Raw genomic sequence first — 22,062 nt, forward strand, 5'->3', positions numbered from 1 at the left:
CCGGACCTGAGCGGGCATGCGGCAGATGCGAAACATCAGGCCATATCAACGAGGAGATCGATCGATGCAACCACAACGAACCGCACCGTCCCGCGCACGGCACCGCCTGCTGCGCACCGCCCAGGTTGCGATCGCAGGCGCCGCGTTCGCGCTGCTCGCCGCATGCGGCGGCGGCGACGACAACAACGCGCCCGCCGCGCCGCCGTCCGGCGTGAAGATGCAGATCGTGTCGTTCGGCGACAGCCTGTCCGACGTCGGCACCTATTCGCAGATCCTGCTCGGCTTCGGCGGCGGGCGCTTCACGACCAACCCGGGGCAGGTCTGGACGCAGAACGTCGCGAATTACTACGGCGACACGCTGCAGCCCGCCAACCAGGGCGGCTTCGGCATCCCGCTGCAGGCGACGGGCGGCCTCGGCTATGCACAGGGCGGCTCGCGCGTCACGCTGCAGCCGGGCATCGGCCACGCGGACGCGAGCGTGCCGAATTCCGACTTCGCGCAGGCGACGACGACGCCGATCGCCGACCAGGTCAAGCAGTACCTGTCGCAGCACGGCAACTTCAACGCCGGCCAGATCGTGCTGATCAACGGCGGCGCGAACGACATCTTCTACCAGGCGCAGGTCGCGCAGGCGCAGGGCAACACGCCGGCCGCGCAACTCGCGGCCGCGCAGGCGATCGGCCTGGCCGCGCAGCAGCTCGGGGGGCTCGTCCAGCAGATCGTCGCCGCAGGCGGCACGCACGTGTTCGTGTCGAACATCCCGGACATCGGCGGCACGCCGCTCGCGCTGCAAGGCGGCACGCAGGCAACCTTCACGCAGCTGTCGGGGCTGTTCAACCAGACGCTCGCCGGCACGCTGGCCGCGCTGAAGGTCGATCCGACGAAGTACAAGCTGGTCGACGTGTTCACGTGGCAGGACGGCATCGCAGCCAACTATCAGGCGAACGGCTTCGCCGTGTCGAACACCGACACCGCGTGCAACCTGAAGGCAATGGTGGCCGCAGCAACGAAGTTCGGCGCGCCGGTGCCGACGGCCTTCGGCTCGTCGCTGTTCTGCTCGCCGCAGACCTACACGACGGCGAACGCGGACCAGACCTACATGTTCGCCGACACGGTCCACCCGACGACGCGCCTGCACGCGCTGTTCGCGCAGTTCGTCGAGCAGCAGATCGCATCGACCGGCGTCGGCAAGTAAGCGCGACGCACGCAACGAAAAACGCCCGACCGGTTCTCGCCGGTCGGGCGTTTTCTTTTCATCTCGTCCGCGAATGCCGCCGCGGCAACCGCCCGCGCCCTTACCCCTGCGCTTCGAACGCGGCCGCCGCGCGGCCGAGCCGGTCGTTGACCGCGATCCATTCGACGGTGTCGGGCAGCTTCTCGACGAGGATCCGCGCGACGTCCGCCCGGTCGAGCGCGCGCAGCATCCCGTAGAGCGCGTGCGCATACGCCTGCGGATCTTCCGGCGCGGCGATGAAATGCACGTCGGCGGCCTGCGCCCAGCGGCCCGCGCGCGATGCGCGCGCGACCAGCGCGACCCGTTCGCCGGCCGCGTGCGCGGCGGCGAGCAGCGGCTCCAGTTGATCGAACGGCAGCAGCGCGAGCGGCGTGCGCGGCGCGTAATGCGCCTTCAGCGTGCCGGACGCGCGCGGCGCGGTCGCGTCGCTGCCGTCCGGCAGCCGCGGCGCGCGGCCGAGCACGTCCGCGATCTGCTGCGGCGTCACATGACCCGGGCGCAGCAGCGCCGGGAAGCCGCGCGACAGGTCGAGGATCGTCGATTCGATGCCGACTTCCGACGGCCCGCCGTCGAGCACGTGCACCGTGTCGCCGAACTCGTCGCGCACGTGCTGCGCGGTCGTCGGGCTCACGTGCCCAAAGCGGTTCGCGGACGGCGCCGCCACCCCGCCGTGCCCGCCGCGCCGCGCGCTGAACGCGTCCAGCAGCGCCTGCGCGACCGGGTGCGACGGGCAGCGCAGGCCGACCGAGTCCTGCCCGCCGCTCACGGCGTCCGGAATGCGCGGATGGCGCTTCAGGATCAGCGTCAGCGGGCCGGGCCAGAACGCGTCGATCAGCTTGCGCGCATCGTCGGGCAAGGCTTCGACCCAGTAGCCCGGATCGCCGCCCGGCGGCAGGTGCACGATCACCGGATGATTCGCCGGCCGGCCCTTCGCCGCATAGATGCGCGCGACGGCCTCGGGATTGGCCGCGTCGCCGCCGAGCCCGTAGACGGTTTCGGTCGGAAACGCGACGAGCTGGCCCGCATCGAGCAGCGCGGCGGCGGCGTCGATCTGCGCGCGCGTCACGGACTTCGGGAGATCGCTGGACATCGGCACAGCGCTCAGTCGAGCGGCACGCGCAGCAGCTGCGCGCACGCGGTGGCCGCGCCGAGCGCGTCGTCGCGCGTCGCGGCCGTGAAGTTCACGTGGCCCATCTTGCGGCCGACGCGCGCCTCTTCCTTGCCGTACAGGTGCAGATGCGCGGCCGGCATCGCGGCGACCTGGTCCCACGGCGGCGTGACGCACACGCCCGCGGCGCCGTCCGGGAACCACACGTCGCCGAGGATGTTCAGCATCGCGGCCGGCGAATGCTGGCGCGGGTTGCCGAGCGGCATGCGCGTCATCGCGCGCACCTGCTGCTCGAACTGGCTCGTCGCGCACGCATCGACCGTGTAGTGGCCGGAATTGTGCGGACGCGGCGCCATCTCGTTCGCGACGAACGAGCCGTCCTCGAGCACGAAGAATTCGACGCACAGCACGCCGACGTAGCCGAGCGTGTCGGCGATCCGCACCGCGGCCTGCTGCGCCTTCTCGACGAGCGCGGCATCGGCGGCCGGCGCCGGCACGACCGTCAGCGACAGGATGCCCGCGTGGTGCGTGTTCTGCGCGAGCGGGAACGCGGCCGAGCGGCCGTCGGCGCCGCGCGCGATCAGCGCCGACACCTCGTACTTCAGCGGCAGGCGCTTCTCCAGCACGCACGGCACGCCGCCGAGCGCCGCGTGCGCGTCGCGCGCTTCCCGCGCGCTGCTCACCCGCACCTGCCCCTTGCCGTCGTAGCCGAGCCGCGCGGTCTTCAGGATGCCCGGCAGCACCGCGTCGAGCGCCGCATCGTCGAGCGCGGCGAGCGCCGCGGCCGATTCGATCACGACATGCGGCGCGACCGGGACGCCGGACGCCTCGATGAACCGCTTCTCCGCGATCCGGTCCTGCGCGACCGCGACGCAGCGGCCGGCCGGCGCGACGAACGTCGTGCGCGCGAGGAAATCGAGGCTCGCGGCCGGGACGTTCTCGAACTCGGTCGACACCGCGTCGCACAGCGCCGCCAGTTCGGCGAGCGCGGCTTCATCGTCGTACGCCGCGCGCAGGTGGCGGTCGGCGACCGCGCCGGCGGGGCTCGTCGGATCGGGATCGAGTACGGCGACGCGGTAGCCCATCGCTTGCGCGGCGAAGCAGAACATGCGGCCGAGCTGGCCGCCGCCGACCATGCCCAGCCAGGCGCCGGGCAGGATCGGGGAAGTGGATTGAGAAGTGGTCATGTCAGTGGTCGGTCACGGCGGGCAGCGCGCCCGCCGCAGTGAGGACAATCCGGGTTCGACTGCCCGGTTGCCGGGCAGCCCTGATCCGGGCGGCCCGTTGCATTCATTCCAGCGGCGGCAGCACCATCGCGTGCGCGGCCTCGTTCTGGCGCACGCGGAACGCGGCGAGCCGGTTCGCGTAGTCGGCCGACGTGCCGGACAGGATCGACACCGCGAACAGCGCCGCGTTCGCCGCGCCGGCCTCGCCGATCGCGAAGGTCGCGACCGGCACGCCCTTCGGCATCTGCACGATCGAGTGCAGCGAATCGACGCCCTTCAGGTACTTGCTCGCGACCGGCACGCCGAGCACCGGCACCGTCGTCTTCGCGGCGAGCATGCCCGGCAGGTGCGCCGCGCCGCCCGCGCCGGCGATGATCGCGCGCAGGCCGCGCTCGCGCGCCTTCTCCGCATAGTCGAACATCTCGTCGGGCATCCGGTGCGCGGACACGACCTTCGCCTCGTACGGCACGCCGAACTCCTGCAGGATGGCCACCGCGTGCTTCATCACGTCCCAGTCGGAACTCGAACCCATCAGCACGCCGACGAGCGGCGCGCTGTGCGTGTGGGCAGTCTGGACTTCACTCATTTCGTGTTCCCGTCGATGCTCAGGCGAGCGGCTGGCCGGTGATGCGCTCGAGCGCTTCCTGATATTTCGCGGCCGTCTTCTCGACGACGTCGGCCGGCAGCGCCGGCGCCGGCGCCGTCTTGCCCCACGGCTGCGCCTCGAGCCAGTCGCGCACGAACTGCTTGTCGAACGACGGCGGGTTGGTGCCGACCTGGTACTGGTCGGCCGGCCAGAAGCGCGACGAATCGGCCGTCAGCACTTCGTCCATCAGGTACAGCTTGCCGTGGTTGTCGAGGCCGAATTCGAACTTCGTGTCGGCGATGATGATGCCGCGCGTCGCCGCGTAGTCGGCCGCTTCCTTGTACAGCTTGATCGAGATGTCGCGGATCGTCGCGGCCAGCTCGGTGCCGATGCGGCGCTCGGTTTCCTCGAACGTGATGTTCTCGTCGTGCTCGCCCATCTCGGCCTTCGCGGCCGGCGTGAAGATCGGCTCGGGCAGCTTCTGCGCGTTCTGCAGGCCTTCCGGCAGCTTGACGCCGCACACGGCGCCGCTTTCCTGGTATTCCTTCCAGCCGCTGCCGGCCAGGTAGCCGCGCACGACGGCTTCGATGAGGATCGGCTCGAGGCGCTTGACGACCACGCCACGGCCCTTGACCTGCTCGACCTCGTCGGCCGCGACGACCGCTTCCGGCGCGTCGCCCGTCAGGTGGTTCGGGACGATATGCGCGAGCTTGTCGAACCAGAAGTTCGCCATCTGGTTCAGCACGCGGCCCTTGTTCGGAATCGGCTCGCCCATGATCACGTCGAATGCCGACAGGCGGTCGGTCGTGACGATCAGGAGCTTGTCGTTGCCGACCGCGTAGTTGTCGCGGACCTTGCCGCGACCGAGGAGCGGCAGCGAGCGGAGCGTGGATTCGTAGAGGGTAGACATCGTCTTTTCGCAGATAAGGAGCCAAACAAAAAGGGAAACGCCGTTCCCCGCGGCTGGCGGGAACGGCGGCCTTGCGATACTTCGGCGTGCGGCCGGGCGGCAAGGCCCGGGCGGCGCCGGCCGGCCCTTTTTCGGCCGGCGGGACGGTCACGGCCGGCGGACATCCGCCGGCCGGCAGCCCCGGATCGTACTACAGTCTCAGCGCACGACCTGCGCGAGCTCGCCTGCCTTGTACTTCTCGGCGATCTTGTCGAGCGACACCGGCTTGATCTTGCCGGCCTGGCCTTCGCAGCCGAACGCGAGATAGCGGTCGACGCAGACCTTCTTCGCCGCTTCGCGCGCCGGCTTCAGGTAGTCGCGCGGATCGAACTTGCCCGGGTTCTCGAACAGGTAGCGGCGGATCGCGCCGGTGATCGCGAGACGCAGGTCGGTGTCGATGTTGATCTTGCGCACGCCGTGCTTGATGCCTTCCTGGATTTCCTCGACCGGCACGCCGTAGGTTTCCTTCATGTCGCCGCCGAACTGGCGGATCTCTTCCAGCAGCTCCTGCGGCACCGACGACGAACCGTGCATCACGAGGTGCGTGTTCGGGATGCGCGCGTGGATTTCCTTGATGCGCTGGATCGACAGGATGTCGCCCGTCGGCTTCTTCGAGAACTTGTACGCGCCGTGCGACGTGCCGATCGCGATCGCGAGCGCATCGCACTGCGTGAGCTTCACGAAGTCGGCAGCCTGCTCCGGATCGGTCAGCAGCTGCTCGCGGGTCATCGTGCCCTCGGCGCCGTGGCCGTCTTCCTTGTCGCCCTTCATCGTCTCGAGCGAGCCGAGCACGCCGAGTTCCGCCTCGACCGTCACGCCGATCGAGTGCGCCATCTCGACGACCTTGCGCGACACGTCGACGTTGTACTCGTACGATGCGACCGTCTTGCCGTCCGCCTCGAGCGAACCGTCCATCATCACGCTGGTGAAGCCGCTGCGGATCGCCGCCATGCAGACCGCCGGCGACTGGCCGTGGTCCTGGTGCATCACGACCGGGATGTGCGGATACGACTCGACCGCCGCTTCGATCAGGTGGCGCAGGAACGGCTCGCCCGCATACTTACGCGCGCCTGCCGATGCCTGCATGATCACGGGTGCGCCCACCTGGTCCGCCGCCGCCATGATCGCCTGCACCTGCTCCAGGTTGTTCACGTTGAAGGCCGGCAGGCCGTAGCCGTGCTCTGCCGCGTGGTCCAGCAATTGACGCATTGATACGAGAGGCATTGTGGAACTCCTTGAATGAAAACCGGTGCGCCCTGAGCGCCGGCGCGGCCTGGCCGGGGTGGCCCCGGGCGGACGGGCGCGGCTGAGCGTCGAATAGCCGCATTTTATCGCGAAGCGCCTCCGAATCCGACCGGTTGGCGGCCTCCGCTCGCAATTTGTTACCTTCGCACGGCACAATGCGGGCAAAAATCAGAAAAAAAGCCGCGCGGGGCATCGGACCCCGCGCGGCTTTCGGCAATAAAACGGTGCCCGATCGAATCGGGCCGCCGGGTCAGTAATGCTCGCCGACCCGGACGATCTTCAGCGTGTTGGTGCCGCCCGCCTGCCCCATCGGCTCGCCGACGGTCAGCACGACCATGTCGCCGAGCGCGACCAGCCCGCGCTGGACGATCAGCTCGATCGCCTGCTGGAGCGCCGCGTCGCGATCGCTGTTGAAGTCGACGTGCAGCGGCGTGACGTTGCGGTACAGCGCCATTGTGCGCTCGCTGCCGACCCGCGGCGTCAGCGCGAAGATCGGCACGTGCGTGTAGTGGCGCGACATCCACAGCGCGGTCGCGCCCGATTCCGTCAGCGCGACGATCGCCTTCGCGCCCAGGTGGTAAGCGGTGAACAGCGCGCCCATCGCGATCGACTGGTCGATCCGCGTGAACGTGCGGTCGAGGAAATCCTTGTCCAGCTCGACGTGCTCGGACTTCTCGGCCTCGACGCAGACGGCCGCCATCGTCTCGATCGTCACGACCGGGAACTTGCCCGCAGCCGTCTCGGCCGACAGCATCACCGCGTCGGTGCCGTCGAGCACCGCGTTCGCGACGTCCGACACCTCTGCGCGGGTCGGCACCGGCGCGTGGATCATCGATTCCATCATCTGCGTCGCGGTGATCACGAGCTTGTTCGACTCGCGCGCCATCCGGATCATGCGCTTCTGCAGCGCCGGCACGGCCGCGTTGCCGACCTCGACGGCCAGGTCGCCGCGCGCGACCATGATGCCGTCGGACGCGTCGAGGATGCTCTGCAGCGCCGGAATCGCCTCCGCGCGCTCGATCTTCGCGATCATCTTCGGCTTGATGCCGTACGGCGCGCCCGCGATGTTCGCGAGCTGGCGCGCCATTTCCATGTCGGTCGCGTTCTTCGGGAACGACACCGCGACCAAGTCCGCGCCGAGCGACATCGCGGTGCGGATGTCCTCCATGTCCTTCGCGGTCAGCGCCGGCGCGGACAGCCCGCCGCCCTGCCGGTTGATCCCCTTGTTGTTCGACAGCTCGCCGCCCACCTTGACGATCGTGTGGATCTCGTCGCCGAGCACGCGCTCGACGGTCAGCACGATCAGGCCGTCGTTCAGCAGCAGCACGTCGCCCGGCTTCAGGTCGCGCGGCAGCTCCTTGTAGTCAAGGCCGACGCGCTCGTCGTTGCCCAGCTCGCAGCCCGCGTCGAGGATGAACGGCTGGCCCGGCTCGAGCGTCGTCTTGCCGCTCTCGAACTTGCCGACGCGGATCTTCGGCCCCTGGAGGTCCGCCATGATCGCGATCTCGCGGCCGACCTTGCGGGCGGCCTCGCGCACCATCTCGGCGCGCTGGCGGTGATCATCGGCGGTGCCGTGCGAAAAATTGAGCCGCACGACGTCGAGGCCCGCCTGCATCATCTGCAGCAGAATCTCCGGCGAACTGGAAGCCGGGCCGATCGTGGCGACTATCTTGGTGGCGCGCTGCATGAAACTCCTCATCTGGATCAAGGTGGATGCGCTGGGTGAAACGCTGCGAGAGCCGGACGCGGCAGGCCCAGCGGCCGCCGCTCCGGGGGGCGCGCCGGTGCTGGCGCCCGGCGTCGCTTTGTTCTGAATCTCGTGGTGCTGCATGGCCGCGTCGCCGGCGGCCGCCGGTGCGCGCGGGGCGGAGTTCGCCCGCGCGGGCGCGCGTTTGCGCTTGCCCGCGCCGGCCGTCGGCTCCGCCTTCGCGGAGCGCGCGGCCTTCGTCACCCCTGCGCGCGCCGCCACGCTCAGGCCGCCCGCGTTTCGAGCACTTCCACCGCCGGCAGCTTCTTCCCTTCGAGGAACTCGAGGAAGGCGCCGCCGCCCGTCGAGATGTAGCTGACCTGGTCGTGGATGCCGTACTTCGCGATGGCCGCGAGCGTGTCGCCGCCGCCCGCGATCGAGAACGCGGACGATTTGGCGATGGCGTCGGCAAGCGTCTTCGTGCCGTTGCCGAACTGGTCGAACTCGAACACGCCGACCGGGCCGTTCCAGACGATCGTGCCGGCCTTCTCGAGCTGGCTCGCGAGCGCCTTGGCCGTTTCCGGCCCGATGTCGAGGATCATGTCGTCCGCTTCGATGTCGGCGACCTTCTTCACGGTCGCGGCGGCCGTCGGCGCGAATTCCTTCGCGGTGACGACGTCGGTCGGGATCGGCACCGATGCGCCGCGCTTGCGCGCTTCGTCGATGATCGCCTTCGCCTCGCCGACGAGGTCGGCTTCCGCGAGCGACTTGCCGATCGACAGGCCGGCCGCGAGCATGAACGTGTTCGCGATGCCGCCGCCGACGATCAGCTGGTCGACCTTCTCCGCGAGCGACTTGAGGATCGTCAGCTTGGTCGACACCTTCGAGCCCGCGACGATCGCCACCAGCGGGCGCGCCGGGTTGCCGAGCGCCTTGCCGAGCGCGTCGAGCTCAGCGGCGAGCAGCGGGCCCGCGCAGGCAACCGGCGCGTACTTCGCGATGCCGTGGGTTGTCGCTTCCGCGCGGTGCGCGGTGCCGAACGCATCGTTCACGTACACGTCGCAGAGCTTCGCCATCTTCTGCGCGAGCTCGTCCGAGTTCTTCTTCTCGCCCTTGTTCACGCGGCAGTTCTCGAGCAGCACGACCTGGCCCGGCGCGACGTTCACGCCGTTCTCGACCCAGTTCGCGACGAGCGGCACGTCGCGGCCGAGCAGCTCGGCGAGGCGCTTCGCGACCGGCGCGAGCGAGTCTTCCGGCTTGAACTCGCCTTCGGTCGGGCGGCCGAGGTGCGACGTGACCATCACGGCCGCGCCGGCGTCGAGCGCGGCCTTGATGGCCGGCACCGACGCGCGCACGCGGGTGTCTTCGGTGATGTTGCCGTGGTCGTCCTGCGGGACGTTCAGGTCGGCGCGGATGAACACGCGCTTGCCGGCGAGCTGGCCGGCGGCGATCAGGTCGGTAAGACGCTTGACTTGGCTCATGTTGGACATATCGAAGTGGTGGATGGGGAAAAAAGGGGCTGACGCAACACGTGCGCGGGCTGCCGCTGGGGCGCCGGATGCGGCCGTGGCTGGCGGATCCGCATGACGCGCACGGGTAGAAAATCTGGAACGGGCATTCTAGCCGATCCGTTCGGACGGCTGCCCGCATGGCGGCGAATTCCGCCTATTTGGGACAACGCGGAATGCTGCGACGCGGCCAGGCTGATGCGCGCGCATCAGGCGACCAGGCGCAGGCCGGTGAACACGAGCATCCCGACGACGATCGTGCCGAGCATGCTGCGCCGCCACAGGTACCAGCCGAAGCCGGCGAGCGCCGCATAGAACTGATGATTGGCGAGTGCGAACGACAGCCCGGCCGGGGTTTCGAGCACGTCGGGCAGCACGACGGCCGCGAGCGCCGCCGCGGGCGCGTAGCGCAGCGCGCGCTGCACGCGCTCGGGCAGCACCGTGCGCTCGCCGCCGATCAGGAACAGCGCGCGGGTGACGGCCGTGACGAGCGTCATGCCGATGATGACGAGCCAGATCTGCGCGGCGCTCATTCGACCTCCTTCTGCTGCACGGTTTCGGTGCGGATGCGGCGCCAGTCGGCCCGCTCGACGAAGAAGTCGGCCGTGCAGCCGGCCGCGAGCGCGGCCAGCACCGCGAGCGGCAGCGCGAGCCGGTACGGCAGGTCGAACGCCACCAGCGACACGACGCCGGCGACCGCGACGGCGGCCAGCGTCGAGCGGTTCGCGACCGCCGACACCATGATCGGGATCAGCGCGAGCGTGCCCGCGAGCTCGAGCCCCCAGCTCGCGGGAAAGAAGCTCGCGAGCAGGATCCCGGCGATCGACGACACCTGCCACGACAGCCAGCTCGACAGCGCCATCCCCCAGAAATACGCTTCCTTGCCCGGCACGCGGCCGGGCGCGAAGCCCTGTTTCTGGAACAGCAGGTAGATCACGTCGCCGTTGAAATAGCCGATCGCGAGACGCCGCCACAGCGGCAGGTAGGAAAAATGGGGGGCAAGCCCGGCGCTGAAGATCACGAAGCGCGTGTTGACCATCGCGGCGGTGAGCAGCACGGTCCAGAGCGGCAGCTTCGCGAGGAGGAGCGGCAGCACCGCGAGCTGCGACGAGCCCGCGTAGACGAGCAGCGACATCGCGGTCGCCTGCCCGAGCGTCATCACCGACTTGCTCATCGCGATGCCCGTGACGAGCCCCCAGGACAGGATGGCCATCAGCGTGGGCGAATAGTCGCGCGCGCCCTGGATCAGCGCGAAGCGGTCGGTGGCGGACAATCGAGCAGGCATGGGAAAGGCGCCGCGGCGGGCGGTTTGCGGGGGGCGCCGGCGTCTCCTGCCGGCGCAGCCCGTCGTCGTTGGAATCGGTACCGGGCGATTATAGCCTCGCCCTCGCGCCGACCGCCCGGGTCGACGCCAAAAGACGCTAAAATGTGCGCCTTTCCCGCTCAACGCTGCACACAACCGCTTCCGACAGGAGAATCCTATGTCAATGGCCGACCGCGACGGCAAGATCTGGATGGACGGCAAGCTGATCGACTGGCGTGACGCCAAGATCCACGTCCTGACCCATACGCTGCACTACGGCATGGGCGTCTTCGAAGGCGTGCGCGCGTACAAGACGGCCGACGGCAGCACCGCGATCTTCCGCCTGCACGAGCACACGAAGCGCCTGCTGAACTCCGCGAAGATCTTCCAGATGGACGTGCCGTTCGACCAGGAAACCCTCGAAGGCGCGCAGCGCGACGTCGTGCGCGAGAACAAGCTGGAGTCGTGCTACCTGCGCCCGATCATCTGGGTCGGCTCGGAAAAGCTCGGCGTATCCGCGAAGGGCAACACGATCCACGTCGCGATCGCCGCGTGGCCGTGGGGCGCGTACCTCGGCGAGGAAGGCCTCGCGAAGGGCATCCGCGTGAAGACGTCGTCGTTCACCCGCCACCACGTCAACGTGTCGATGGTGCGCGCGAAGGCGTCGGGCTGGTACGTGAACTCGATCCTCGCGAACCAGGAAGCGACCGCCGACGGCTACGACGAGGCGCTGCTGCTCGACGTCGACGGCTACGTGTCGGAAGGCTCTGGCGAGAACTTCTTCCTCGTGAACCGCGGCAAGCTGTTCACGCCGGACCTGTCGTCGTGCCTCGACGGCATCACGCGCGACACGATCATCACGCTCGCGAAGGATGCCGGCATCGAGGTGATCGAGAAGCGCATCACGCGCGACGAGGTCTACACGGCCGACGAGGCGTTCTTCACCGGCACCGCCGCCGAAGTCACGCCGATCCGCGAGCTGGACAACCGCACGATCGGCAGCGGCGCGCGCGGCCCGATCACGGAAAAGCTGCAATCGGCATTTTTCGATATCGTGTCGGGCAAGAACGCGAAGTACGCGCACTGGCTGACGAAGATCTGAGCGCGCCGCACGCGAATGCCCCACAAGAAAGTGAACTAGAGAAAGACCCATGAGTGAAATCAAGGAAATGCCGCTGGTCGAGCTGACGGCCAAGGATCTTCCCGCCTACTGCCCGAACCCCGCGATGGCCCGCTGGAGCGCGCACCCGCGCGTCTTCATCGACGTGTCGCACGGCGAGGCGCGCTGCCCGTACTGCGGCACGCGCTACAAGCTGCGCGACGGCGAGGTCGTCAAGGGCCACTGAGCCCGGACGACCTGCCCCCGCGGCCCGGCCTGCGCGGCCGGACGACTCGCACGGCGGCGCGACCGGATGACGGGCGCGCCGCCCTTTCCCATTCTGGCAACCCGAACGCGGCGCCCACGCGCCGTGTTTCATTACGACATCGGAAGTCGACCTGATGCGTCGAGCGCTGGTTATCGCACCGAACTGGATCGGTGACGCATTGATGGCGCAGCCGCTCTTTGCGCTGCTGAAGAAACTCCATCCCCGCATCGCGATCGATGCCGTCGCGCCCACCTGGGTCGCGCCGGTGCTGGAGCGCATGCCGGAGATCCACGATGTCTACGCGACCGATCTCGCGCACGGCAAGCTGCAGCTGCTGCGCCGCTGGCAGCTCGCGAGCGACCTGCGCGACAACGGCTACGACGCGGCCTACGTGCTGCCGAACTCGCTGAAGTCCGCGGTGATCCCGTGGCTCGCGAACATCCCGCTGCGGATCGGCTACACGGGCGAGCACCGCTATGGCCTCTTGAACGTGCGGCACGCGAACCCGAACAAGGCGCACGGCGAGCGGCCGCCGATGACGGGCCACTACGCGGCGCTCGCGTACGCGCCGGGCGCGAGGCTGCCCGAGTCGATGAAAACCCTGCCGCCGCCGCGCCTCGAAGCCGACCTGAATGAAACGGCGCGCGTGTCCGCACGTTTCAATCTCGATACACGGATGCCGCTCGTCGTGTTCTGCCCCGGCGCGGAATACGGCCCGGCCAAGCGCTGGCCACCCGAGCACTTCGCATCGCTCGCGAAGATCGTCCACCAGTCGTTCCCGTACACGCAGATCATCGCGCTCGGCTCGCAGAAGGACGCCGCGGCCGCGCAGGCGATCGCCGAGCACGCGCCGCACGTGCGCAACCTGTGCGGGCAGACGTCGCTGTCCGAGGCGTGCGCGCTGATCGCCCGCGCGAACGCGGTCGTCACCAACGATTCCGGGCTGATGCACGTCGCCGCGGCGCTGCGCCGGCCGCTCGTCGCGCTGTACGGCTCGACGGATCCGCGTCATACCCCTCCGCTGTCCGAGCTGGCGAAGGTACAATGGCTGCATCTCGAATGCAGTCCCTGCTTCGAGCGCGAGTGTCCGCTCGGCCACCTGAAGTGCCTGCGCGAACTCGGCCCGGAGCAGGTATTCGGCGATCTGCGCGGCATGCTCGTCGGGCAACGCTGACCTCCACCGGCAGCGTCGCGAGGCGCGCGCCGGGCAATCCGATTCACCGGTGCGCGGCGGCCTCCTGGCCGCCGTGCTGAATACGGCGCGCGATGCGCGCGAGAGAACAACCCGATGCCACGTTTTGCCCGCCTCTTCGAAGCCGCCGCCGATACGCTCAACGCCTACTACCAAGCCATCGCCGATGCCAATCTCGACGCGCTGATGGCCCTGTGGATCGACGAGGATTTCGCCAGCTGCATCTGGGCGGACGGCGCGCATCTGCACGGCCTCGACCAGATCCGCAGCGGGCTCGGCGCCCGGCTGTCCACGCAGCCGGTGACGATCGAGCCGCTCGACATCCGCGTGTACGACAGCCTCGGCACCGTCGTCTACACGATCGCCGAAGCGCATCAGCAGGCCGACCTCACGGCCGAGCCCGACATGGTGTTCGCGACCTACGTGATGATTCACGAGCGCGGCGAATGGCGCATCGCGCACATCCATGCGAGCCCGATTCCCGACCAGGCGGCCGGGCAGTTCGCCGCCAAGATCCGCCACGGGCAAGGCCCGCTGCATTGACGAATTGACCAAGACGCGGGGCGATCATGAGTACGGCTTCTCCGCCCACATCGCTTGACGGGGGCAACACCCCGGATGACGACACACTGCGCTATCGCGCGCCACGCTGGCTGCCGAACAGCCATGCGCAAACCATCGTGCCGGCGCTGTTCGCGCGCCGGCCGGCCGTCGCCTACCGGCGGGAACGATGGGAAACACCCGATCACGACTTCATCGATCTCGACTGGATCGCCCATCTCGACAGCGCGGCGCCGGCGCCCGACGCGCCGCTGTTCGTGCTGTTCCACGGCCTCGAAGGCAGCTCCGGCTCGCACTACGCGCTCGCGCTGATGGCCGCCGCGCGCGCGAAGGGCTGGCACGGCGTCGTTCCGCACTTTCGCAGCTGCAGCGGCGAGATGAACCGCCGGCCGCGCTTCTACCACCTCGCGGACAGCGCCGAGGTCGACTGGATCCTCAAGCGCCTCGCCGCGCAGCATCGCGGGCCGATCGTCGCCGCCGGCGTGTCGCTCGGCGGCAACGTGCTGCTGCGCTGGCTCGGCGAGCACCGCGGCGACACGTCGATCGTGCGCGCCGCCGCCGCGATCTCGACGCCGCTCGACGTGCATGCGGGCGGCCGTGCGCTGTCGCAGGGTTTCGCGATGCTCTACACGCGCAGCTTCCTGAAGACGCTGAAGCGCAAGGCGCTCGTCAAGCTCGAGCAGTTTCCGGGCCTGTTCGACCGCGAAGCGATGCTGAACGCGGTGACGATGCACGACTTCGACGACGTCGTCACCGCGCCGCTGCACGGTTTCGCCGACGCGAACGACTACTGGACGAAGGCGACCACCCGCCCGCTCCTGCCCGCGATCGACGTGCCGACGCTGCTCCTCAACGCCCGCAACGACCCGTTCCTGCCCGCGTCGGCGCTGCCCGGCCCGGCGGACGTGTCGCCCGCCGTCGAGCTCGACCAGCCCGAAGACGGCGGCCACGCGGGTTTCATGACCGGGCCGTTCCCGGGCCGGCTCGACTGGCTGTCGGTGCGGGTGTTCGGCTATTGCGCCAGGTTCGTCGACCATGGATGACATCGTCAGGCAGGCACTCGCCAAGTGGCCGGACGTGCCGCACTGCACCGGCTGGCTGCTGCTCGACCGGCGCGGCGACTGGCGCCTGCGCGACGACGCCGCGCAGGCGGCCGGTGAGCTCGGCGCCCCGCTGCGCCATGCGGCGCTGGTCGCGTTCATCGCCCGCAACTACGAAGCCGACGAGCACGGCCAGTGGTTCTTCCAGAACGGGCCGCAGCGCGTGTACGTCGAGCTCGCGTATACCCCGTGGATCGTGCGGCTCGCCGAACAGGACGGCCGGCTGACGCTCGCCGATCAGGCCGGCCGGCCGTTCGAGCCGCGGGAAGCATGGCTCGACGACGCAGGCGGCGTGCTGTTTCGCGACGCTGCCGCGCCGCCGCGCGTCGCCGCGCTGCACGATCACGATCTCGGGCTGTTCGCCGACCATGCGGATCTCGACGCGACGCCGCCCGTGCTGCGCTGGCGCGACGACCGCGCACTGCCGCTCGGCGAGATCGCGCGCGCCGACGTGCCGGCGCGCTTCGGCTTCGTCGCAAGTCCCGCCGAACGGGCGCGTGCCGCGCCGCCCGACGAGCACTGACGCCGCCGCGACAGGCTAGCTCCTGCCGTTCTTCTCGTCCTCGCGCTCTTCCTTGTAGCGCGCCTCGAATTCGAGCAGGCGCGCGTTGAGCATCGACTGGTCGTAGAACGACACATCCTTTGCATCGCGCGCGTCCTTCAGCTGGCGGATCGCCGCCGGCCACGCGCCGTCGAGCGCGAGCTTCTCCGCCAGTGCGCGGCGTCGCGCGAGCATGTCGCCCTTGCCGTCGCTCGCCTTTGCGAGGTAGTCCCACCAGTCCGGCTGCTGCGGATCGGCCTGCGCCTGCGCGCGGGCGAGCGCCTGCGCTTCGCCGAAGCGGCGCGCGGCGAGGAGCGCCTGCAGATGCGCGACGATCGCCGCGTGCGACGCCGGCCAGCGCCGCTGTGCGAGCGCCGCGAGCCGCACCGCGTCGTCGGTGCGCCCTGCGCGGCGCGCGAGGTCCGCGGCGAGCACGTCGAGGCTCGGCGAGCTCGTCGCGGGATCGTCGCCGCGCCGCGCGCGCGCATCGAACGCGGCGCGCGACGCCGCCAGCGCCTGGCCCGCCGCGTCGTATTGGCCGAGCAGCGTGTTCGCGAGCGCGACGCCGTATGCGTTCGCAGCGACGTTCGCCGCGGTATGGTCGTCGATCTCGAGCTGCATCCGGCGCGCCTCGGCCGCGATGTCGGTCGGCGCGCGGTTCTGCAGAATACGCAGCCGGGCGCGCACGAACCCGTATTCGGCCGACTGGTGCGGCTGGCGGTACGGCGCGCGCCGCGCGCGATCCTCCATGTCGGCGATCCGCTCGCCCGTCAGCGGGTGGGTGCGCGCGTAGGCCGGCACGCCCGCATCGCCCATCGACGCGTGGTCCAGCCGCTCGAAGAAGCCCGGCATCCCGTACGGGTCGTAGCCCGCGCCCACGAGCAGCTGGAAGCCGACGCGGTCCGCCTCGCGCTCCGCCGAGCGCGAAAAGCGCAGCTGGTTGTCGACCGCATAAGCCTGCCCGCCCATCGCGATCGCGCTGCCGAGATCGCCGCTGCGCGCGAGCACGCCCGCCAGCACGCCGAGCAGCATCGTCGCGAGCGCCGTGTAGCCGGTCTTCTCGCTCGCGTTGATCATCCGCGCGATATGCCGCTGCAGCACGTGGCCCATCTCGTGGCCGACGACCGACGCGAGCTCGGATTCCGTCTGCGTCGTGATGAAGAGCCCGGTGTTGATGCCGATGAAGCCGCCCGGCATCGAGAATGCATTGATCTGCGCGTCGCGCACCGGGAACAGCTCGAAGTCGGGCGCATAGCCGCCGATGAAGCGCGCGGTCGCCGCGGCCGCGAGCCGTGCCGCCATCGTGTTCAGGTAATCGCGCGCGAGCCAGTCGTCGAGATAGTCGGGGTCGCGCCGCACCTCGCGCATCACCCGTTCGCCGAGCTTGCGCTCGGCCTGCGGCGTCAGCGTGCCGCCGGAGCCGTCGCCGAGATCGGGCAGCTGCAGCGCCCGCAGCGGCGCGCGCAGGCCGGCGGCGGAATTCGACACGCCGGTGGCGCCGGAAAACCGGCTCTCGGCGCCGCCGTAGGTGCCGAATACGTCGGGCGCAATGCCGGACGGCACGGTCGAGATCGACGGGAGACCGGCGCCCGCCGCCTCGAGCGGCAAGGCGCCCGTGCGTTGCGCGAAGCCGTCGGGCGGCAGCGCCAGGGCCGCCGACAGCAACGCGACAAGCAACTGTTTGACACGCATGGCAGGATGATCGCGACGCCGTCCCGCGCGCTGCGCGCGCCTCGCGGCGATTGGTATGAATATCGTGGCCATTGTACCGGCGCCGGCCCGGCTGTCCCGCACGGATCGTCCGCGGGTTGTGCGCCGGCGGCGCGAGCGCCCGCTGCTATGATAGGCGCCCTTCAAGCTATGCACGGGACCGAACCGGGCGTCGACGCGCCGGATTCGATCGACAGGAGCACGACATGTCTGGACTCACCCATTTCGACGCCGCCGGCCACGCGCACATGGTCGACGTCGGCGGCAAGCAGGAAACGCAGCGTATCGCCGTCGCGCGCGGCACGATCCGGATGCTGCCGGCGACATTCGAGCTGATCCGCGACGGCAAGGCGAAAAAAGGCGACGTGCTCGGCGTCGCGCGCATCGCGGCGATCCAGGGCGCGAAGCGCACCGCCGACCTGATTCCGCTGTGCCATCCGCTCGCGCTGACCCGCGTCGCGGTCGATTTCGAGCTCGACGACGCGCTGCCGGGCGTGCGCTGCGTCGCGCAGGTCGAGACGTTCGGGCGGACCGGCGTCGAGATGGAGGCGCTCACCGCGGTGCAGGTCGGGCTCCTGACCGTGTACGACATGTGCAAGGCCGTCGATCGCGGGATGGTGATCACCGATGTGAGCGTGCGGGAAAAGCGCGGCGGGAAGTCGGGGGATTGGAAGGCGGAGGCGTAAGAGATTGTTTTATAAAATTTTCTCGATCCCGAACGGACCACTTCGGCCTCGCCATCGTCTTGACCTGCGGCGGAATTTTGTAGCCAGTCAGGCAGTGAGTCTCGCGTCGATATTATCGGAATCCAGCCAGGCTCGACGGACGGTGGCGGGAGGTTAATAGCGATGTGCGCTATGAGGCCGGCGTTCGTTGGAGAACTGCCGCCAGCGTTCCATGAGCACCTTGGCCTCGGCCCGGCTGCGGAACCATTCCCGGTTCAGCATATCATCGCATTTCGGCGCATCTACAAGGATGCGGCGCAATAGTCCCGTCCGCACCGTTGCCTGCTTTGAGGTGACAGTGGGTAACGTCATGAAACAAGTCGTACCGACAATAGCAATTGAACATACGGCGACGGCAACGCCGTATGCCATCGTTGGCCGGCCTGCGTTAGTCGCCCAATTGGAACGCTGGTTTCTGTTGCTAACATGTGCACCGCTAGAACGCAGCAGCAGGCGCAGGAGAGCAATGATAGGTCGGCGGCGGTGCAGCATAAATAGCACCGTCTTGGTATGACCTGTAATCCCCATTCAGACGGTTCAAGGTATGGTGCTGCGACGTAGGCCTGCCAGACGGCGCGGTCGTGCCAGATGCCCAGTTGATCTCGTCTTCCGTGACATTGGCCGCTAGGCCGTTCACCTTCCGTGAATCTAGGTTGATATGAAGGACGACGGTAAGCCGCTGCCCTTCGACGTCAGTCTGACAAAGTAAATTAAGCCTGCTAGTGTCAGCGGTGCGAGTGGCTGGTGTGCTCACCGGTCCAGCATTGGAATCGGCATGCGATGAAACTTGTAAGCCCGCTGATCTTACGGTGGCGATTGCTTGTTCAAGCGAGACAGGTATAGGGTTACCCTTAACGCACTCTTCGATATGACCAAGGTCACGATTGCATCCCGTGAGTGTCAACAGCGTGAAAAAGCCTACTACTGATTTTTTCATCTTGACGCACCCCAGTCTGATCTCACCTTGTTAGTGATTCGACAGCCGTTCACTTAATGCCGTAATAGCCTCCAAGTGAATCGGCCAGCAACTTCCCACCAGCGGCAATCCCGACGCTCCACGCACCACTGATTGCCTTCTCAGACATTTTCCCCATCCACGCCTTCACCTTCGGTCCGAATTGCCTCGTCTCGACCACGGCATCAGGATCATCAGCAGTGACGGCGGTTCGCAGTTCGTCTACATCAGCTTCGTTGACGCCTGAGTCCTTGAAGGCTTTTTCCAACGCAGCGAAGTCTCCCTTTGAGACACTGTTGGTAACGGTGGTTTGATTGCTGTTACCGATCACGACCGTTGTGTTGTCGCCAAATACCGCCGAAGCGAACATCGCCGGGGCGTCGATATTTTTTGCAGCTTCCTTCATCTCATCCTCCGCTACGTTCCCCAATTCACTTTGCAGGTTGAGTGCAAAGTCCAGTAAGCGAGATCGCACTTCAATCAGCACGGTAACGAGTTGTGTCGGTTCGAACTGCACCCACGCACTGTCAATGCTATAACTGGATTCAATGGCCCCTTTCGCGAGGGTGTGATACCACTCGGGAGCAATTGGGCTGTTGAGGGAACCATCTGACTTCGACAATTGTTCCAGCACTTGGATCGATTGACGCAGTTTTTCGACCGTAAACCTCTCCCGCACCTCCTTCGGCAGATGGGCCGTTGGTAACTGCGTTTTGGAATACCGCCACGCCAAGTTGGATACGTTGCCATACAGCCGCGTTCGAATGGCGCGATAATCGGGCACTGGCCTATCTGCGGTATAGCCATTCAATTCGGCAGTAACCCATTCGGCAAGTTCCCTATGGCCGATTCGGTGCATCAGAACTTTCGTTTTTAGCAATGCATCCGTTAGCGATCCGTCCTTGTCACTCAGCAGAGCGATGATTTCTTGTAGCAGTTGCATTTGGCCCTTGCATTCAAAGAGGGACAGTTAACCAGCTATTTGGACGCCTTCGTTTGCGAAGAATCATTGGCCTGCGTCGGTTGCACTGATGATTGCTGGATTGGTTTAGGATTGATTTTCACTGGTTGCATTGGCGTTCCGGCGAGTGCCTTTCCAGGGTCTTCTCGCTGCGAAGTTATCTTCTGCATTTGCATTCCAGTGAGTGCATCGCTGGTCCTAATTGACGTTATCTTCTTGTCCGACATGTTGCTCCCTCAGGCAGACGACACTCCAACAAATCCAAAGAACTTCAGTGTCACGGCTTTGTTTGAGAAGAGTTACCACCTTGCTGCGGTTGACTTTGTGGCTGTTGCGACGAAGGTGCGGCGGGCTGACTGGATGAAACTGGCTGCATTGGCGTGCCAGTTATTCCTTTTTGCACTGTTGACGCGGGCGGGTTCACCTTCTGCATCTGCATCCCCGAAATTCCATCCTGAGCGATTGTAGGCGAAATTTTCTTATCTGACATATTGGCACCTTTTAAGTTTACCGAGACAAAAAGTATTGTTAACACAATTGCCAAAACAAACGCAGCCGCCGACATCCAATTGTTCATGTGATCGGCAATCGAATCCCACCTTCCACGTTCCGTCAGGGCGTCCTCATTGCTTGACAGGTAGTATCTCTCAGCCCGATCCAGTTGCAATCCGATGACCTTCAGGCTAACAACATACGAAATAACAACCAAAACCATAGCCAAGGTGAAGAATGCCCATGAAGCATATAGCGCCCATGCAATTTTTGCCTTGGCGATTGGGATAAAGTCTTTCAGAAAACCTAGAGATAACGCAAGGCCTGTGCCGGAATACGTCAGTATCGATTTATCAAGATTTTCCGCATTTGAAATCTGACGTTTCGATAGGTCGTCCCGATGGCGTTCATACAGTCGTTTCCTCTCTTCGAATTCTTTCTCTTGTTCCGTGGTCGGATCGGCCATAGTTATCGCCTTCGTTATTTGGAACCGCCGCCCTTTGATCCACCGTTACCGCCACCTTGCGATCCACCACCACGCGTAACAGGTTGTGGTTTGGGACCGGTCACGCCGCCCGTGACCGTGCGCTTAGGTGCCTGCAAGTTGCCTCGGGCCGGAATATTCGGCGTTCCAGTTGTTTTTCTCGTTACCATCTGATGCCCCCCCGTTTATCTGACCAAATACTCTAGCATCCCGCAAACCGAATGTGTGTCCCTCGATGGGTTGCTAACCGTCACTTGCCTCGAAGCGGACAAGTGCCTTGCCGGAACCGGCGTTGTACAACCGTTTTCCTTGCTCCGGGTAGTCCACATGCCGGTGCAGCGCGTCGCCGCGTCTCGGCGCATGTCCAAGGATGCGACGCAGGATCGCATCAGAGATGCTCGGTCATGTCGCGACATGCGCTTCCGTCCAACCGCTTCAATCGCGTAAACTTGCGGCGCAGTGTGATCGCAACTGTTGTCCCAAATCCCCCCCTGCTGTCGCACTTCATCAACTGAGTGGGACAGGATCGAATGAATCGCACCCAGTAAGTCATTGATTTAAAAGACCACCCACCAAGAACACGAACCGCATCCATACATGTGCAAGGCCGTCGATCGCGGGATGGTGATCACCGACGTGAGCGTGCGGGAGAAGCGCGGCGGGAAGTCGGGGGATTGGAAGGCGGAGGCGTAAAGCCCTGGTTCGATGCTGAGCGCTACATAAGGAGCGGGCGGTTGCACGGTGGCCCGCTCAGACATGCGCAAGGCTGCTGGATACGCCACCACCACAAAAACAATTCATGAGAGAACTGCACCTCCGCCCCGGGCCACCGCGCCCGCTGCCGGCCGCGCCGCTGACGTTCCTGCTGGCCGCAACCCTGCTGCATGCGTCGGCGGCCGCGCATGCGGAAGACACCCGCATCGCCGCGCGCGGGCTCCGCGCACTGCTGAATTGCTCGACGACCGCGCGCTGGCTGCCGCCGAAGGAACGCGCGGCGGGCAGGTTCGCATTCGGCTGCCGGATCTTCGGTTCGGAAGCGAGTCCCGTGGAAGGCCTGTAAAGCTGTCGCGGATGCCGCCCGCCCTCTTTCGATCGCATTGCCCGGCCGAGACCGCTACGGTGGCCGGT

General features: G+C 66.9%; 22 protein-coding genes and 2 pseudogenes. 11 read left to right on the plus strand and 13 right to left on the minus strand.

Annotation, left to right across the window (positions count from 1 at the left end; translation table 11 throughout):
• The first annotated feature begins 64 nt into the window (after window positions 1–64).
• A complete protein-coding gene (locus tag KY49_RS19380; RefSeq protein WP_042586206.1) occupies window positions 65–1,195 on the plus strand; it encodes an SGNH/GDSL hydrolase family protein in 1,131 nt (376 codons plus the stop codon).
• Window positions 1,196–1,295: 100 nt separating this feature from the next.
• On the opposite strand, the gene KY49_RS19385 is transcribed toward KY49_RS19380, so the two are convergent.
• The 6 genes from KY49_RS19385 to pyk all read right to left on the minus strand — a co-directional run bounded on the left by KY49_RS19385 (window position 1,296) and on the right by pyk (window position 8,035).
• Complete coding sequence (locus tag KY49_RS19385) at window positions 1,296–2,324, minus strand: L-threonylcarbamoyladenylate synthase (protein ID WP_042586207.1); 1,029 nt, start codon at window positions 2,322–2,324, stop codon at window positions 1,296–1,298.
• 11 nt (window positions 2,325–2,335) lie between these two features.
• Window positions 2,336–3,529: a 5-(carboxyamino)imidazole ribonucleotide synthase gene (locus KY49_RS19390; RefSeq protein ID WP_042586208.1), complete on the minus strand. Its 1,194-nt coding sequence runs from the start codon at window positions 3,527–3,529 to the stop codon at window positions 2,336–2,338.
• A gap of 103 nt (window positions 3,530–3,632) precedes the next feature.
• Window positions 3,633–4,154, minus strand: coding sequence for a 5-(carboxyamino)imidazole ribonucleotide mutase (gene purE / locus KY49_RS19395; RefSeq protein WP_006763511.1), 522 nt, complete (start codon window positions 4,152–4,154; stop codon window positions 3,633–3,635).
• A gap of 19 nt (window positions 4,155–4,173) precedes the next feature.
• Window positions 4,174–5,064, minus strand: a complete 891-nt coding sequence (locus KY49_RS19400) for a phosphoribosylaminoimidazolesuccinocarboxamide synthase (RefSeq protein ID WP_010090810.1) — start codon at window positions 5,062–5,064, stop codon at window positions 4,174–4,176.
• 198 nt (window positions 5,065–5,262) lie between these two features.
• Entirely contained in the window at window positions 5,263–6,327 is a 1,065-nt protein-coding gene (fba, locus tag KY49_RS19405) for a class II fructose-bisphosphate aldolase (protein ID WP_042586209.1), read from the minus strand.
• 271 nt (window positions 6,328–6,598) lie between these two features.
• Window positions 6,599–8,035, minus strand: a complete 1,437-nt coding sequence (gene pyk / locus KY49_RS19410; protein ID WP_042586210.1) for a pyruvate kinase — start codon at window positions 8,033–8,035, stop codon at window positions 6,599–6,601.
• Here pyk and KY49_RS39030 point away from each other — a divergent pair.
• The gene (locus KY49_RS39030) at window positions 8,034–8,162 is read left to right on the plus strand and encodes a hypothetical protein (protein ID WP_256250499.1); all 129 of its coding nucleotides are present in this window, start codon (window positions 8,034–8,036) and stop codon (window positions 8,160–8,162) included. The genes pyk and KY49_RS39030 overlap by 2 nt on opposite strands.
• Window positions 8,163–8,319: 157 nt before the next feature.
• Here KY49_RS39030 and KY49_RS19415 read toward each other — a convergent pair whose 3' ends face one another.
• The 3 genes from KY49_RS19415 to KY49_RS19425 all read right to left on the minus strand — a co-directional run bounded on the left by KY49_RS19415 (window position 8,320) and on the right by KY49_RS19425 (window position 10,828).
• The gene (locus KY49_RS19415) at window positions 8,320–9,516 is read right to left on the minus strand and encodes a phosphoglycerate kinase (protein WP_042586211.1); all 1,197 of its coding nucleotides are present in this window, start codon (window positions 9,514–9,516) and stop codon (window positions 8,320–8,322) included.
• A 236-nt stretch (window positions 9,517–9,752) separates the two neighbouring features.
• On the minus strand, window positions 9,753–10,076 hold the full coding sequence (locus tag KY49_RS19420; RefSeq protein ID WP_042586212.1) for an AzlD domain-containing protein: 324 nt from the start codon (window positions 10,074–10,076) through the stop codon (window positions 9,753–9,755).
• Window positions 10,073–10,828, minus strand: a complete 756-nt coding sequence (locus tag KY49_RS19425; protein ID WP_042586213.1) for an AzlC family ABC transporter permease — start codon at window positions 10,826–10,828, stop codon at window positions 10,073–10,075. Before KY49_RS19425 ends, KY49_RS19420 begins: the two co-directional genes overlap by 4 nt.
• A 196-nt stretch (window positions 10,829–11,024) precedes the next feature.
• On the opposite strand from KY49_RS19425, the gene KY49_RS19430 reads away from it, so the two are divergent.
• From KY49_RS19430 to KY49_RS19455, 6 genes are all read left to right on the plus strand, one after another.
• Window positions 11,025–11,948, plus strand: coding sequence for a branched-chain amino acid transaminase (locus KY49_RS19430; RefSeq protein WP_042586214.1), 924 nt, complete (start codon window positions 11,025–11,027; stop codon window positions 11,946–11,948).
• 49 nt (window positions 11,949–11,997) lie between these two features.
• On the plus strand, window positions 11,998–12,192 hold the full coding sequence (locus KY49_RS19435) for a zinc-finger domain-containing protein (RefSeq protein WP_006749970.1): 195 nt from the start codon (window positions 11,998–12,000) through the stop codon (window positions 12,190–12,192).
• 154 nt (window positions 12,193–12,346) lie between these two features.
• Window positions 12,347–13,387, plus strand: a complete 1,041-nt coding sequence (gene waaF, locus KY49_RS19440; RefSeq protein WP_042586215.1) for a lipopolysaccharide heptosyltransferase II — start codon at window positions 12,347–12,349, stop codon at window positions 13,385–13,387.
• A 114-nt stretch (window positions 13,388–13,501) separates the two neighbouring features.
• A complete protein-coding gene (locus tag KY49_RS19445; protein ID WP_010090801.1) occupies window positions 13,502–13,948 on the plus strand; it encodes a nuclear transport factor 2 family protein in 447 nt (148 codons plus the stop codon).
• 26 nt (window positions 13,949–13,974) lie between these two features.
• Window positions 13,975–15,009: a hydrolase gene (locus KY49_RS19450; protein WP_042586216.1), complete on the plus strand. Its 1,035-nt coding sequence runs from the start codon at window positions 13,975–13,977 to the stop codon at window positions 15,007–15,009.
• Complete coding sequence (locus KY49_RS19455; RefSeq protein WP_042586217.1) at window positions 15,002–15,589, plus strand: DUF2946 family protein; 588 nt, start codon at window positions 15,002–15,004, stop codon at window positions 15,587–15,589. Before KY49_RS19450 ends, KY49_RS19455 begins: the two co-directional genes overlap by 8 nt.
• A gap of 15 nt (window positions 15,590–15,604) precedes the next feature.
• On the opposite strand, the gene KY49_RS19460 is transcribed toward KY49_RS19455, so the two are convergent.
• On the minus strand, window positions 15,605–17,299 hold the full coding sequence (locus KY49_RS19460; RefSeq protein WP_042586218.1) for a M48 family metalloprotease: 1,695 nt from the start codon (window positions 17,297–17,299) through the stop codon (window positions 15,605–15,607).
• A 224-nt stretch (window positions 17,300–17,523) separates the two neighbouring features.
• On the opposite strand from KY49_RS19460, the gene moaC (KY49_RS19465) reads away from it, so the two are divergent.
• Window positions 17,524–18,003 (plus strand): cyclic pyranopterin monophosphate synthase MoaC, encoded by a 480-nt coding sequence (moaC, locus tag KY49_RS19465; RefSeq protein ID WP_010090797.1) that lies wholly within the window; start codon window positions 17,524–17,526, stop codon window positions 18,001–18,003.
• Between the two features lie 87 nt (window positions 18,004–18,090).
• On the opposite strand, the pseudogene KY49_RS35900 reads toward moaC (KY49_RS19465), so the two are convergent.
• The 3 genes and pseudogenes from KY49_RS35900 to KY49_RS35905 all read right to left on the minus strand — a co-directional run.
• Window positions 18,091–18,270, minus strand: a pseudogene (locus tag KY49_RS35900) (integrase core domain-containing protein); the annotation flags it as partial.
• Window positions 18,271–19,028: 758 nt separating this feature from the next.
• Window positions 19,029–19,940 (minus strand): AbiTii domain-containing protein, encoded by a 912-nt coding sequence (locus tag KY49_RS19470; RefSeq protein WP_042586219.1) that lies wholly within the window; start codon window positions 19,938–19,940, stop codon window positions 19,029–19,031.
• A gap of 295 nt (window positions 19,941–20,235) precedes the next feature.
• Window positions 20,236–20,916, minus strand: a complete 681-nt coding sequence (locus tag KY49_RS35905; RefSeq protein WP_080402301.1) for a hypothetical protein — start codon at window positions 20,914–20,916, stop codon at window positions 20,236–20,238.
• A 615-nt stretch (window positions 20,917–21,531) separates the two neighbouring features.
• On the opposite strand from KY49_RS35905, the pseudogene moaC (KY49_RS38660) reads away from it, so the two are divergent.
• Both moaC (KY49_RS38660) and KY49_RS19475 read left to right on the plus strand, forming a co-directional pair.
• Window positions 21,532–21,627: pseudogene (moaC, locus tag KY49_RS38660) on the plus strand (cyclic pyranopterin monophosphate synthase MoaC); the annotation flags it as partial.
• A gap of 106 nt (window positions 21,628–21,733) precedes the next feature.
• On the plus strand, window positions 21,734–21,994 hold the full coding sequence (locus KY49_RS19475; protein ID WP_042586220.1) for a hypothetical protein: 261 nt from the start codon (window positions 21,734–21,736) through the stop codon (window positions 21,992–21,994).
• Window positions 21,995–22,062: the final 68 nt, after the last annotated feature.

It is taken from the genome of Burkholderia sp. MSHR3999, from assembly GCF_000833595.1.
Lineage (GTDB): Bacteria > Pseudomonadota > Gammaproteobacteria > Burkholderiales > Burkholderiaceae > Burkholderia > Burkholderia ubonensis.